The organism is Pedobacter sp. Leaf176 (assembly GCF_001424305.1).
GTDB lineage: Bacteria > Bacteroidota > Bacteroidia > Sphingobacteriales > Sphingobacteriaceae > Pedobacter.
This window is the reverse complement of the sequence record NZ_LMPD01000003.1, coordinates 105749-121321: the sequence shown is the minus strand read 5'-3', so window position 1 is coordinate 121321 and position 15573 is coordinate 105749. Positions and strand designations below refer to the sequence as shown.

10 protein-coding genes are annotated in these 15573 nt (G+C 41.6%); 9 read left to right on the top strand and 1 reads right to left on the bottom strand.

The window, feature by feature from the left end:
* Positions 1-75: 75 nt before the first annotated feature.
* Complete coding sequence (locus ASF92_RS09305) at positions 76-555, bottom strand: hypothetical protein (protein WP_056091420.1); 480 nt, start codon at positions 553-555, stop codon at positions 76-78.
* Between the two features lie 203 nt (positions 556-758).
* Between ASF92_RS09305 and ASF92_RS09300 the strand changes: the two genes are divergently transcribed.
* The 9 genes from ASF92_RS09300 (at position 759) to ASF92_RS09265 (ending at position 15546) form a co-directional block, all read left to right on the top strand.
* Positions 759-1328: a cupin domain-containing protein gene (locus ASF92_RS09300; protein WP_197413266.1), complete on the top strand. Its 570-nt coding sequence runs from the start codon at positions 759-761 to the stop codon at positions 1326-1328.
* Between the two features lie 383 nt (positions 1329-1711).
* Entirely contained in the window at positions 1712-1945 is a 234-nt protein-coding gene (locus ASF92_RS21385; RefSeq protein ID WP_231729787.1) for a hypothetical protein, read from the top strand.
* Positions 1929-2753, top strand: coding sequence for an LLM class flavin-dependent oxidoreductase (locus ASF92_RS09295; protein ID WP_231729786.1), 825 nt, complete (start codon positions 1929-1931; stop codon positions 2751-2753). The genes ASF92_RS21385 and ASF92_RS09295 overlap by 17 nt, the downstream gene beginning before the upstream one ends.
* A gap of 421 nt (positions 2754-3174) precedes the next feature.
* Complete coding sequence (locus tag ASF92_RS09290) at positions 3175-3924, top strand: glucose 1-dehydrogenase (protein WP_056091413.1); 750 nt, start codon at positions 3175-3177, stop codon at positions 3922-3924.
* A 69-nt stretch (positions 3925-3993) separates the two neighbouring features.
* A complete protein-coding gene (locus tag ASF92_RS09285) occupies positions 3994-4575 on the top strand; it encodes a TetR/AcrR family transcriptional regulator (protein WP_056091409.1) in 582 nt (193 codons plus the stop codon).
* A gap of 45 nt (positions 4576-4620) precedes the next feature.
* Positions 4621-6156 (top strand): SulP family inorganic anion transporter, encoded by a 1536-nt coding sequence (locus ASF92_RS09280; protein WP_056091405.1) that lies wholly within the window; start codon positions 4621-4623, stop codon positions 6154-6156.
* Positions 6157-6360: 204 nt separating this feature from the next.
* On the top strand, positions 6361-10437 hold the full coding sequence (locus tag ASF92_RS09275; RefSeq protein ID WP_197413265.1) for a two-component regulator propeller domain-containing protein: 4077 nt from the start codon (positions 6361-6363) through the stop codon (positions 10435-10437).
* Between the two features lie 232 nt (positions 10438-10669).
* Positions 10670-13846 carry a TonB-dependent receptor gene (locus tag ASF92_RS09270; protein WP_056091400.1) on the top strand — a complete coding sequence of 1059 codons (3177 nt, stop codon included), beginning with the start codon at positions 10670-10672 and terminating at the stop codon, positions 13844-13846.
* 5 nt (positions 13847-13851) lie between these two features.
* Complete coding sequence (locus ASF92_RS09265; protein ID WP_056091398.1) at positions 13852-15546, top strand: RagB/SusD family nutrient uptake outer membrane protein; 1695 nt, start codon at positions 13852-13854, stop codon at positions 15544-15546.
* The last annotated feature ends 27 nt before the right edge of the window (positions 15547-15573 follow it).

Below are 15573 nucleotides of genomic sequence, written 5' to 3'. Positions count from 1 at the left end.
GGTCTGATTATTTCGCAAGGAAATCAGTACTTCATAAAGAAGTATATGCCGATTAATCCGATCTTTTGGATTTGCTTATTCACGTTTGGCTAGTTTTTTGGAAGCCTTTGGTTTTGGCGCCCTCCTGACAGCTTTTATTTTTTTAGGTCTTGCGTTTTTTATACGGTATTCAAGTAGGTAAAGCCTGGTCTCCCATTTTTCGAGGATGGCGTGTTCGCCTAGGGGAATTCCGCTAGGTTCGATCATTCCGAGCACTGTAGCCAATTCATGGGTGCTTGCAGCTTTTTCCCTATTTTCCTCGAGCCAGGCTTTGTGGGCTTTTTCAATGTATTTTTTATATTGGAAGATAGCAGTTTTAATCAGGCTTATTTCCTGTAATTTGGACTTCGATTTTCGGAACAGGATCATCTGCCTGTTCCAGGCCTGGATGTTGGTCGGATTGGTTTTGGAAGCTTTTTGGTAGCCTTTGATGGCACCAGTGATATCGCCGGCTCTTTCAAGTTCGTAGGCCTTGAGATACTGGTTCTTGGAGCGTATGTCTTTTCTTTCCGCCATTTATAAATAAACATTCATGCGCTGTTATTGTTCTGAATGGCTTTTTTCTGACTTTAAAACACAAAATGGGGTTAAAGCTTTAATATGCTTTTTTGATTTAAAGCGTTCATAATGAGTTTGATTGACTATTTTTTTTGTTTTGATTTGCGCTCTATTTTTCCGAACTTGTATCCTCTATGGAAAATATTAACAGAAGAATGCTTATGCAATCCCTTTCGGCTATCATGATAGGCTCGGCATTGCCATCAACTGTTTTTGCACGCGAGTCTAATATTCAGGATGCTCCTGGTCCGGTGCATATACCTGCCAGTGGTGGAAAACGTGGTAAGATAGGGGATGGGGATATTGTTTTCAAGCTTTCAAGCAGCCAGACCGCGGGTAATTTGGGAATCAGCGAATCCGTACTTCCCGTAGGATTGTTAGGTGCTCCTCCACATTCGCATAAGAATTTTGATGAGATTTGCAGGGTAACAGAGGGCGTACTGAATATTATGGTTGGCGATCAGGTATTTGAGGTGAAGGCAGGTGACTGGCACCTCCGTCCTAGAGGTATTGTCCATACGTTTTGGAATAGTGGTGCTCAGCCGGCAAAATTCATTGAACTGTATGTTCCGGGTGGTCATGAAGCTTACATGCAGGCATTGGCCGATATGTTCATCGGTGGAAAGCGCCCCCAACCAGGTGCACTGGAAGGTCTTGCAAAAAAGTTTGATATCAATTTTGACTGGGCGATGTTAAAGGCTGTCATGGACAAATATAAAGTCCATTTGTAATTCCTGATTACTGTCTCTGTAAATCGTCTTCCGTTAAATACTATTTTCTTAGGAAGTTGATTTTGCTTCAGTCGGTATTCCAAAACTAAAATTTTTGCAATTCAAAAACTATTTTTTGTATTAAGGTGCGAATCGGTCTCTTGTTGTGTTGGAAATATACTTTAAAAGCTGATTCTCTTTGATTTTTGCTAATACTTTTGAAAAAAGAATTACATTTTCCAGAAATACGAATGGGATTTAATCCAAATATTATTGTCTTTAACTTGTATGCAGGAAATTGTAGGATAAATACTACTCCGGCTCGAATGAAAATATATTTGCAAATCTTTCAACAGCCGATATGACTGGTCTATGACCTTTGTTTACTATTAGTCAGGCTAAATTTGACTGCAAATCTTCCCGGAATGAAAAAAATAGGTTTCATATCCTTCGGTCACTGGTCCGACCATCCTTCTTACCAGGCCAGGACTGGGGCTGATACGCTTTTACAGTCTATCGATTTAGCTGTTGCAGCCGAAGAGATCGGCCTGGATGGGGCTTATTTCAGAGTGCACCATTTTGCCCGGCAACTGGCCTCGCCTTTTCCGCTACTCTCGGCGATTGGCGCAAAGACATAGTATCGAGATAGGAACGGGCGTGATCGATATGCGCTATGAAAATCCATTATACATGGTTGAAGATGCCGGAGCTGCCGACCTGATTTCCGGTGGACGACTGCAACTGGGCATAAGCCGGGGTTCGCCCGAGCAGGTGATTGAAGGCTGGCGACATTTTGGTTTTGCTCCAAAGGAAGGCGAAAACGATGCGGATATGGGCAGGCAAAAGGCTCTGGAGTTTCTGGAAAGATTGAAAGGTGAGGGCTTTGCTCAACCAAATCCAAACCCCATGTTTCCTAATCCGCCAGGGCTTTTGCGCCTGGAACCCTATTCCGAAGGACTTCGCGAACGCATCTGGTGGGGAGCCGCCTCCAATGCGACTGCTGTTTGGGCGGCAGAGAACGGAATGTACCTGCAAAGTTCGACCTTAAAGTTTGATGAAAACGGCAAGCCTTTTCATATCCAGCAGGCCGAACAAATCAGACTGTATAAGGAAGCCTGGAAAAAAGCGGGACATGAGCGAGCACCCAGGGTTTCAGTTAGTCGATCGATTTTTGCGCTAATGAACGATCAAGACAGGTATTATTTCGGGCAGCAGGGAAAAGGATCGGATAGTTTTGGCTATATCGAGCCTACACAAAGGGCGGTATTTGGCCGGGGATATGCCGCAGAACCGGAACAGCTAATAAAGGAACTTACAGCTGATGAAGCAATCCAGGAAGCAGATACGGTACTGTTGACCATACCGAACACCTTAGGGGTTGATTATAACATACACGTACTTTCTTCCATATTAGAACATGTTGCACCTGCGCTTGGTTGGAAATAGGTATCCTGACAGTCTTACAGTATTAACCATATTATATTGATGCTATCCCGCGCAGGCGGGAATCTTAAATCGCTAGGCGATAGCATTAGGATTCCCAATTAAATCGGAAATGACGACGAATTGAAACATAATTTGCATTTGAGCCAGCATAAATCTTTCTGATACAGACGCTTCATTCATTTATCTTCTCCCTTAAACCCCATTTCATTCGGGCGCATTCGCATTAGGCTATTTTATCAAGGCTCGATTCAATTTTTTAAGATAGTTGGCCTAAACAACTTCTTCTAGATATCCGATTCATTTTAGGCAGATTCCGAATTTGTCATCCTAAACCAATATTAAATAATAACGGAACAATCGTTCCGTATTAAAGTTATGTTTGTGGAACGATTATTCCAATAATAAAAATTAAGAAACAAACATGAAAAAGTTAGCTAATAAAATTGCCGTAGTTACAGGCGCATCAAAAGGTATTGGTGCAGGAATCGCAAAAAGTCTCGCAGCATCGGGTGTGAGTGTAGTTGTAAATTATGCATCTGCTAAAGCTGGAGCAGATGGGGTAGTGGAAGAAATCATTGCAGCGGGAGGCAAAGCGGTTGCGGTTCAGGCCGACGTTACAATTCCAGCAGATCTGACCCGGTTATTTGAAGAGACCGATCGTACATTTGGCCCGGTGGACATCCTGGTAAATAATGCTGGTGTTTATCAATTCGCTGGAATTGAAGAAATTACTGCAGAGGATTTTCATCGTCAGTTTGATACCAATGTACTTGGCCTGTTGTTAAGCACACAGGCTGCATTGAAGCATTTCAATGGTGCCGGCGGCAGCATCATTAACATTGGATCGGCCGTAACTTCCATCACGCCAGTAGGAACTTCAATTTACACTGCAACCAAAGCTGCGGTTGATTCTATTACACATGTTTTAGCTAAGGAACTTGGTGCTAAAAGTATTCGTGTAAATTCAATCAATCCAGGTATGGTCGAAACGGAAGGTACACATACTGCTGGCTTAATTGGCAGCGATTTCGAGAAAGAAGCTATTGCATCTGCGCCACTCGGTCGTGTTGGTAAGCCGGGTGATGTTGCTGATATTGCCGTATTTCTTGCATCTGAAGATTCGCGTTGGTTGACGGGAGAAATTCTCATTGCAAGCGGTGGCGTAAGGTAATTACCCAGGCTTTAAAAAATTAATTTTAAAATGAATAGCTTTGCTTATTAAGCAAGGCTATTTCCGGTTATGGCAAGAACGAAAGATTTTGATGAAAATGAGGTGCTAACCAAGGCAATTCAGCTATTTTGGCACAAAGGCTACAATGCCACCTCCATGCAGGATTTGGTGAACGGACTGGGCATCAGTCGATCGAGTTTATACGATACTTACATTGATAAACACACGCTGTTTCTAAAAGCCTTGGAAAGCTACCAGTGTTCCGGAAAAGCAAAGATTGACGAAATTTTGCAAAAATCAATTTCTGCAAAAGAAACGGTTGTTAAATTAATGAAACTTGCCACTAATGAACTGATTGGCGACAAAGAGCAAAAGGGCTGTTTTATAATAAATGCGGGAGTTGAGGTTGCTCCGCATGATCAGGATGTAAGTAAACTGGTGTGCCAGAACGAGCAACAAATGGAAGCTGCTTTTTTTAAAGTCATTAAAAAGGACCAGCAAAATGGTGAAATAAAAAATGTGGAGGATGCTGCGGTATTGGCCAAATTTATTTTTCATGTGGTAAAAGGTATGCAGGTGACGGCAAAATCGAGCCTGGACACGACTGGTTTTGAAGATATCATCAGGTTAACAGTAGCCATTCTGGATTGATCTGTGGCTTTAGCTTTATTTTAATTTTTTATCCCTTACGCTTTTATGATTTCCCGTTTAAATCTATTCGACTTTTCCAGAAAGGTTAACTATAAGACTGAAATTTTAGCCGGCCTTACTGTAGCGATGACTATGATTCCTGAATCTTTGTCTTTCGCCATCCTGGCTGGACTCTCTCCTTTAACTGGGCTTTACGCTGCTTTCCTGATGGGGCTAATTACGGCCGTTCTCGGTGGACGCCCGGGTATGGTTTCCGGTGGTGCAGGCGCCACTGTAGTTGTACTGATTGCACTCATGCAGTCGAATGGTGTAGAATATGTATTTGCCGCAGTAGCATTAGCAGGTGTAATCCAGTTGCTGGTCGGTATCTTTCGTTTAGCTAAGTTTATTCGCCTGGTACCACAACCTGTGATGTATGGATTTGTGAATGGTCTGGCAGTAATCATTTTCATGGCCCAGATAGAGCAGTTTAAAGTGGTGACCGCGAGTGGAACAAGCTGGCTATCAGGAACAGCGTTATGGATCATGCTGGGTCTGGTTGTGCTCACCATCGCAATTGTAGTTGTTGTACCTAAATTTACGAAAGCAGTTCCGGCTTCTTTAGTTGCCATCATTGTTGTCTTTTTAATTGTATTGGGCTTTGGCATCGACACCAAAACGGTAAAAGACATTGCTTCCATCAGCGGCGGTTTCCCGCCTTTTCACATTCCGAAGGTGCCTTTCAGCTTTGATGTGCTTAAGATTATCTTCCCTTATTCGCTGGTAATGGCTGGGGTTGGTTTAGTCGAAAGCTTGCTTACCCTCAACGTCGTAGATGAAATAACAGAAACTAAAGGTAATGGGAATAGAGAAGCGCTTGCACAAGGTACAGCGAATGTGGTAAATGGATTCTTTACAGGAATGGGGGGGTGTGCCATGATTGCTCAGTCTTTCGTAAATCTTAGCGCTGGGTCCAGAGCGAGGCTTTCCGGAATTGTGGCAGCAATAACCATACTTTTAATTATTCTTTTCGGCGCTCCCCTTATTGAACTTGTACCAATGGCCGCTTTAACAGGCGTGATGATTATGGTCGCAATCGGCACTTTTGAGTGGATTAGCCTGCGGATAGTTAATAAAATGCCTCGTCACGATATTGCCGTAGGTATTTTGGTTGCAGTTATCACCGTTTGGCTACATAATTTGGCGCTTGCAGTACTTGTAGGGGTAATCATTTCAGCTCTGGTTTTTGCCTGGGAAAGCGCAAAACGAATACGGGCACGAAAATACGTTGATTCTAATGGCGTCAAATATTACGAGATATTTGGACCGTTGTTTTTCGGTTCAGTTACCGCTTTCAACGAAAAGTTCGACTTAAACAATGATCCTGAAGAAGTTGTTATCGATTTTAAAGAAAGCAGGGTAGCGGATATGAGCGCCATTGAAGCCTTGAATAAATTAACGGAACGTTATCATAAAGCTGGCAAGAAACTACACCTGCGCTACTTAAGTAAAGATTGCCGCACCTTGCTTCAGAATGCAGCATCTGTTATTGATGTGAACATAATAGAAGATCCGAAATACACCGTAGCAGGCGATAGATAGAAGGTACTGAATCAAAGTACCATTAAATCAGAAGAAAACAAGCACAACAGGTTATCGCTGGTCTCCACTCAAATGTATTTATTGTAACGAAATTGATATATTAAACTGTTTAGCTTATATTCGCTTCATATTTTGATATATCTGTTAAACCTGACCAAGTATTTTTCAATGCCTGCCGCAAGATCGCTTATATGCTTTATTATTTTGGTAAGTATACAAGCAGGTTATGCACAAAAAATCAATGTAAATCTTACCGGTACTGCATTGAGTGGAGTCGGCGTATACACAACAAAAGACGGACTTCCTTCCAAAAATACGACCGCTACAATAAAGGATAAAAGAGGTTTTCTTTGGGTCGGAACCGAAAATGGGCTATGCAGATTTGATGGCTATACTTTCAAAATATTTTCGAACATAAGCGGGGATCCGAAGTCCATATCCAATAATTACATAAATGCGCTCGTTGAGGATCACAAAGGTCAGATATGGGTGGCGACCATGGATGGCCTGAATGTATTAGATCCGTTATCTGAAACTTTTAAAAGATATGCCCATCGTGATGGCCAGGCCAACTCACTTAGTAATAACAAAGTTTGGTCAATTTTATGTGATAAAAGCGGGATAATTTGGGTGGGAACAGACGATGGTTTCAATCGGTACATATCAGACCTCAAAGGCTTTGTCAATTACCGACCAAACCCTTCTAAATCAGGTATGATGCTTGGGAAATCTGTGAATGCAATCATTGAAGACAACCAGCAGAATTTGTATTTGGGTAATTGGAGTGGCGGACTGAATAAGTTTAATAAAAAAACAGAACGCTTTACCAACTATTTACAGTACCATAAACCCGGGTATAAAAATCCAAATGATGTATGGGCATTGGCCTATAGTCCGGGTGGAAATATTTATGTCGGCACATATTGGAACGGGCTTTTTGAATTCAATCCAAAAACAGAAGTTTTCTCTAAAATGGAAGTGCCCGATCGGGACAACGTCTCGGTTTTCAGTATCCTGTCGGTGAGAAAGGATTTGATACTGGTTGGAGGAAACAACGGCTTTTACTGGCATAACACCGTTACTAAAAGCTGGAACAAAATTCCTGATATTCAAAATTATTCCTTTGGCGATTCTTATAAGGACCGAGATGGTATTATTTGGATAAATGCCAGGAACGGACTTAGAAAGATCGACGAAAAACAGTATAAATTCAGTCTGCGCGCATTGCCACTCGGAAATCGCGAGGTAAAAAGCGTTGCGGTGAGGAATTCAGTAATCTGGCTTGGAACAAATAACGGGCTTTTTAGAATTGATCCGCGTGATGGTCGCATCAAAACGTTTACAAAAAATGCAAATACGAATAGTATTACCAGCAATGACATTAGCAAGCTATATTTTGATCGTAGCGGTATACTTTGGATATTGACCGAGAATGGGTTCGATAGCTATGACGAGTCAAATAACCGTTTTGAACATCATTATCATCATTCTACAATTGGTAATCTTTTTAACGAAGATGTTTTCAGGGACATCATCGAGATAGCGCCCGGGATTTATGTGCTTGCAACTGATGCAGGGATCAAAATCTATAATCACAAAAGTAATTCCTTCATCCATTACTATAATCAGTTAAATAATCCAAAATCATTAAATAATAACCATACCTATTGCCTGTCTATGGCAAACGACGGGAAGATCTGGATAGGAACCTACGGTGGTGGTGTCAATATATTTGATCTCAAAACAGGCTCATTTCGCTCCATAGAAACTACGCATCGTAATAATATGGGCTTAAGTAGTAATATTGTTCGGGCAATGTATACGGATTCTAAAAAGAACATCTGGATATGTACACCTAATGGCCTGAACCTTTATACGCCAGGATCCGACAGATTCCAGGTCTTTTCCAAGGAACAGGGCTTTTACAACACGGTATTCAATGATGTAATTGAAGACGAAAGAGGGATGATCTGGCTGGCGACCGAAAATGGAATATCTACCCTGGACACCAAAACTAAAAAGGTGAGAAATTTCGATGAGGCGGATGGCGTACTGGTTAGTTCGGTCATTGCAAAAGACGGAACAGATATTATTGTTGCTGGTAACAAAGGCTATCTAAAATTTGACCCCTCAAAATTAGCGTTCAATCACGTTGCTCCATCCGTTTACCTGACAGACTTTCAGCTGTTTAACAAATCCATATCCCCAGGTCAGGACGGGCCACTAAGGGAAAGTTTAAACCTGGTCAAAGAAATTACGCTAAACTACGATCAGAGTGTGTTTTCTTTTGAATTTATAGCACTTAACTTTGCATCTCCCTGGAAGAATCAATATGCTTACCGGCTGATTGGATTTGATAAAAAATGGAATTATGTAGGTAACCAGCGGAAAGCGACCTATACCAACTTAAACCCTGGAACCTATAAATTTCAGGTAAAGGCCTCAAATAATGATGGGGTCTGGAATAATGAGGGAAGCGTCGTTATTGTCCGCATAAACCCACCTTGGTATTTGAGCTGGTGGGCATTTTTGCTGTACATTATTATTACACTGGCAGCATGTTATACTTATGTACAATATCGTAGAAAGCAGGAAGAACTCAGATACGAAATTAAGATTGCGCATATAGAGGGTGAAAAAGAGAAAGAGCTCAATGAGCGAAAACTTTCCTTTTTTACCAATATTTCCCATGAATTCAGAACACCACTAACGCTGATTATCAATCCTGTAAAAGAATTGCTTTACAAAGATGATAAAAACTTGGATACCAGTAGCATGAATATTGTCTATCGAAATGCAAAGCGACTTTTAAGTCTGGTAGACCAATTGTTGCTTTTCCGAAAGGCTGATTCACAGGGCGATACGCTGAAAGCATCCGGTATAAATCTCGTCAGTTTGGCAAAGGAGGTTTTTTTATGCTTTTCTCATCAGGCAAAAAGCTCGCATATTGAATATATTTTTTCCAGTGTTAGGGAAGAACTGGAAGTATATGCCGATAGGGAAAAGATGGAAATTGCAATATTTAACCTGCTCTCCAATGCTTTTAAATTTACCCCTGAGCATGGGCGCATCGCGTTGGAAATAGAAGAAGGCACGGAGGATGTGGAATTAATTGTAACAGATTCGGGCTGCGGTATTCCCAGTGAATCAAAGAATAAAATTTTCAATCGCTTTTACCAACAATCGGATAAAAATGCTTCTTTTACTGGGGGTTTTGGTATCGGACTCTACCTGGTTAAAAACTTTGTTGAAATGCACGGTGGCAACATTGATTTCCAAAGTGAAGAGGGAAAGGGTACATCATTTCGGATTCATCTTTTAAAGGGTACAGGCCATATTCATCCCGATCAAATTATACAAGGACAGCAGATGAGTTCTCAGTTTCTGAGTGAACTGAATCAGGATGATTTACCTATGAGACCACAACCTGAATTGTCAACCGGTTTGGACGAAATGCTATCACAGGAAAAAAAATCAATATTAATTGTAGATGATAATGAGGAAATTGCCAGTTACTTAAGCACCATGTTCTCCGGGCAATATTTGGTTCTAATGGCCAGAGATGGCGAGAGTGCCCTGTCGATAGTTCGTGAGTTTTTACCTGATATCGTTATAAGCGATGTAATGATGCAGGGAATCGGCGGTATCGAACTTTGTAGCATTATCAAGGAAGATGAGTCTATTAGTCACATTCCTGTTGTGCTACTTACTTCTAGCAGTTCCGCAGAAATCAAATTAAAAGGCGTGGAGAGTGGCGCCGATGACTACATTAGTAAGCCTTTCGATAAAGAACTTTTAATGGCCCGCATTGCTGGTATTCTTAAAAGTAAAAATAGTCTTCAGAAATACTTCTATAGTGAAATTACACTTAATCCCGGAAACTCAAAAATTTCCGCGGAGCACAAGAATTTCTTGAAAAGTTGTATAAATATAGTCGAGCGAAATATCGAAGATCCCCATTTCAACATCAAGATGCTGGCGGAAGAAATCGGAATGTCGAGAACAAATCTTTACAACCGGATCAAATCCATCTCGGGACATTCCTCAAATAGTTTTATTCGCTTTATACGGTTGAGAAAAGCAGCGGAGATTTTCATAAATACGGATAAGAGCATTCAGGAAACAATGTACATGGTTGGAATGAACGACATAAAGTATTTCAGAGAACAGTTTCGCAAAATATTTCAGATGAATCCATCTGATTACATTAAGAAATATCGCCAAACCTACGCGCCGAAAACCTCAATAGATCCCCTGCTTAAGAAGGCCAGGCTTAAATAGAACCGTTATTCTATCCCTTATTAATTCCCGTGTCTGTATTTAAAAATATAGCCAAAATGCCTATAATCCTGTATTTCCCCCCTCTATAATTGATTGTTTACCCCCTTTGTTTTCTGGTGATTTGATTCAATTTAGCATCGTTTTCTACGGTGAAAATTTTACGCCACCCATTAGGTGGGTACGATATCAGCCGGTGATGAACACTAATCAATTTTAACCAAATAAGATCCATATGAGAAAAATTTTACAGAACAGATCTGTTCTGTTTTGCAATGTTGCAAAAAGATCGTCAATTATTCTTGCCCTCGGTTGCATTTCCTGGGCTCCTGTTGCGCAGGCGTCAGGCAGGCCTGGCATGGTAACTACAATCAGGCTCCAGGAAGAAGTTGCAGTAAGTGGAACCGTATATGATGAGAAAGGTGGCGTCCTTCCAGGTGTGACCGTTACAGTTAAAGGGACTTCAAAACGCACACAGACCGATGGCCAGGGAAAGTATACTATTAAGGTTTCGGGTGAAGATGCCATTCTGGTATTTTCCTACACAGGCTACCTTAATACAGAAATGCCGACCCGTGGAAAATCCACTGTGAATGCACAACTTACTTCTGATTCCAAAACACTTAACGAACTGGTTGTTGTTGGGTATGGAACCCAAAAGAAGGCAACTTTGGCTGGATCGGTATCCCAGGTTAAAGGCGCTGACCTCGTGAAAAGTCCACAGCCCAACCTGTCAAATTCACTTGCAGGTAGATTTTCTGGCGTGGTTATAAACAACCGTGGTGGCGAACCTGGTTATGATGGTTCAGGCATTTTGATTCGCGGACTTTCAACGAACACCAATAATAGTGTGCTGGTTGTCGTCGATGGGATTCCTGGTCAGTTAGGAGGACTGGAACGCATTGACCCTAATGATGTGGAAAGCATCTCCGTGCTTAAAGATGCGTCGGCAGCAATTTATGGAAACAGGGCAGCAAACGGGGTTATCTTAATCACCACCAAAAAAGGAAAGATTGGCAAGCCTACCGTTAGTTACAGTTTCAATCAGGGATTTAGCATGCCTACAAGATTGCCTAAAATGGCAGATGCGGCAACATATGCTCAAATTATGAACGAAATTAACTTCGATTCTAATCCCAATGGCGGACTTAATCAAGCCTATTCTGCAGCTCAGATACAAAAATTCAGAGATGGATCTGACCCATTGCTTTTTCCAAATACAGATTGGATAAAAGAGACGCTCCGAGATGTAGCGCTTCAAAATCAGCATAGCCTTTCCATTAGTGGGGGAACTGAGGATGTAAAGTATTTTGTATCCCTGGGCAAGCTGCATCAGGATGCGATTTACAAGAACGGTGCGACCCAATACGACCAATATAATTTCAGGTCTAATTTGGATGCCAATATTTCCAAGCGTTTTAAGGTTGGACTAGCTATTTCAGGCAGACAGGAAGACCGCGTTTTCCCTCAGGTTGGCGCTGGTGGAATCTTCAGATCAATTTACCGTGCAAAACCTATTGTAGGAGCGTACTATCCAAATGGATTGCCAACAACGGGTATTGAAAATAATAATCCTGCAGTACAAGTTACAGATGCGGGGGGTACAAATAAAAATCCTACACAAGTGCTTAATGCCATTTTAAGGGCAAGTTATCAGATTCCAGGCGTGCAAGGTCTGTCTGTTGACGGTTTTTTCTCGGTAGATAAAACTTACGGATTTTCAAAGAATTTTAGTAAACCTTATAACCTATTCAATTATGACCAGGCTTCGGGAATTTACAATACCGTTGTTGTTGGTGGAAGCAATAACAAGGCTACCCTATATGAATCTCATAGTAATCAGTCGCTTCTGACTTCGAATATCAAGCTTAACTACGAAAGACGATTCGGCAAACATAGTGTTAATGCTTTCATCGGCTACGAGCAGAGTGCCAACCATTATGAGTTTTTTGATGCGCAGCGCCTAAATTATATATCAACAACGCTGCCTGAGCTTTCTCAGGGTGGTACCGCGGCTACTGATTTTAGGAACTCGGGATACAGCACCAATTATAACAGACGAAGCTACCTGTCGAAAGTAACTTATAATTATGATGAGAAATATATTCTCGAAGGCCAGTTTCGCGCTGACGGTTCATCGCTTTTTCCATCAGCCAAACGTTATGGCTATTTTCCTTCTGCACTTGCCGCCTGGCGCATTAGCCAGGAGAAATGGTTCTCAAACAATATACGTTTCATAGACGACCTGAAAATCAGGGCCTCTTATGGTTCGCTGGGAAGTGATCTTATTAACGGCTTCCAATATTTTGACAACTATGTTCTGGTAAGCAATGGTTTCGTTGCCAGTGTTCCGGGAAGTGGTACCAACATCATCCAGTCGAATCTTAACCTGGTAAAACTTGCAAATCCCGTTGTAACATGGGAGGCTGCTAAAAAACTCGATTTAGGTATTAATGCTGTATTTCTGAAAAACTTTACGTTGGAAGCGATTTATTTCCAGCAGAAAAGAACAGATATCCTGATGACCAGAAATGCGTCTATCCCTGCAACATCAGGTATCGTTAACCCTTACGGGTCTGATGCACTGGTTCCAGCTGAAAACATCGGAAAGATCGATAGTAAAGGCTTTGAGGGTACACTAAGCTACAATCACGCAGGTGAGTCCTTCAATTGGGGTGCATCTGGTAACATTACCTATGCAAAAAGCAAAGTAATATACGTGGATGAAGCTTCAGGAACATTGGATTATCAGCGCGTGACCGGCAGACCACTAGGCACCTATCAGTTGTATAATGCAATTGGCATATTCCGCAATACAGCCGAACTAAATGGCTATCCCCATGTTACCGGAGCTAAAGTTGGTGATTTAAAGTATGAGGATTTTAATGGTGATGGCAAAATCGATTTTCAGGACCAAACCCGTACTAAGTATGGAAATATTCCTCAAATTACCTATGGTTTCAACTTAAACGCTTCTTATCATCAATTTGACGTGTCTGTTCTCTTCGCTGGTCAATCCAGAGTAAGTCAGTATGTTTTGCCTGAGTCGGGTAGTGTGGGTAACTTTTACAGCAGCTGGGCAGATAATCGCTTTAGCCCAAACAATAATGGAGGCACTTACCCAAGGGTTTCTGAACGTGCTTCAAATGCAATCAGCGGCGGACAATACAACAGCACGTTCTGGTTGAATAATGCCTCTTTCCTGAGGTTGAAAAATGTGGAGTTAGGTTATAATTTTAAATCAGAACTCTTGTCGAAAGTTAAGATTGCAGGCTTGAGATTGTATGCCAATGCTTTTAACCTTTTCACGGTTTCAAAAGTTAAAGACTATGATCCAGAAGGAGACAGCGGAAGCGGACAATTCTATCCTCAGCAAAAAATCATCAACATTGGTGCAAACGTTAAATTTTAATAAAAATGAAAGCATATATTAAACCATTATATTTCGCCTTTAGCGCGTGTTTGTTGTTAAGCTCGTGTAAAAAAGATTTTCTTGAGGTTGAACCTACCGACAGAATATCCACAACTTCAGTGGAAAGCGATACAACTATCTTTGAAGCCTATGTATTAAACAGATACATTGGACCAAGGCTTCAAGAAAAAGAATCTGAGGGATCGAATCCAGGTTTTGGAAGGGGTTTTGAATACAGTATGATGAGTTCCTACACGGATGAATCGATATACAATAATGATGATGGCAGTTGGTTGATACAGCGCGGCCAAATCTCTCCGGATAATTTAGGTAGTACAGGATCTTTTTGGTCCCGGAGTTACCGTGGAATCAGAGAATGTAATTATGCACTGAACGTGCTCTCAAAGATTCCAATGAGTGCAGGACATAAAAAAATGATTGAAGGAGAGCTTAAATTTATCCGTGCATTTCGTTACCATGATATCATCAGGAATTACGGACGCGCGGTGCTAATTGGAGATAAAGTTACCCAGCTAACCGACAATTTGCAGGACGAATCTTTATTTAAAAGAGCTACGCTTCAGGAAAGTATGAACTATGTACTTGCCCAGCTAGATGAAGCTGCAGCTTCACTTCCGTTAAATAACACTGGTACCTGGCAATTGGGCAGAGCAACTAAAGGCGCTGCGCTTGCGCTAAAATCTAGATTGGCGCTATATGCAGCAAGTCCGCTTTATAGTACAGGAACCTGGGCAGCTGCAACTTCAGCCGCACAGGCCGTGGTAGCGCTAAACAAATACGGGATATACACGGGAGGATATAATAAAATGTTTCTCATAAATGAATCAAACGAAGTGATTTTTGAAAGGCTTTTTACCACAAATGCCAGACATGTGTGCCTGGAAATTGCAAACGGACCAAATGGCTACGGCGCGTGGGGTGGAAATACCCCTTTGCAAAATCTTGTAGACGATTACCAGATGGTTAGTGGTAAACCCATTACTGATCCGAGTTCGGGCTATGTCGCTACACAACCTTATGCCAATAGAGATCCACGGTTTTCTTACACTGTGATTTACAATGGCGCAGCGTACCGAAACCGCAATTTAGAAGCATTCATTCCGGGTGGAAAAGATTCCAGGGATGGTGATTCGAACTGGAATACGACCAAAACAGGATACTACCTTAAGAAGTTCATGAACGATGCATTCCCAATCGATAATCCATGGGACGTAGCTGGTTTACAGCCCTGGATTTATATGCGTTACGCTGAAATTCTATTGAACTTTGCTGAAGCTTCGAATGAAGCCTATGGTCCTGATGTTGTAGCTCCAGGCGCATCAATGACAGCCAGACAAGCAATAAACATGGTGAGGGCAAGACCAGATGTGAATATGCCGCCATTGGCTAGTGGCATTTCTCAGTCCGATATGAGGGAAGCCGTAAGGTATGAACGTAGAGTAGAACTTGCTTTTGAAGAACACAGATATTACGATGTTCGCCGCTGGAAAATCGGAGAAACAGTTGAAAATAAACCAGCAGCTGGAATTATCGTTACCAAGACAGGAAATAATTTCACATATAGTTCTAAGGTAGCCCTGGATGGCAGATCATTTCAGGCTAAACAATATTGGTTACCAATTCCAAGGGCTGAAATATTGGCTTCAGGCGGTAAACTAGAGCAAAATACGGGTTATTAATAGCATAAAAGTTCATAATTGATTTAA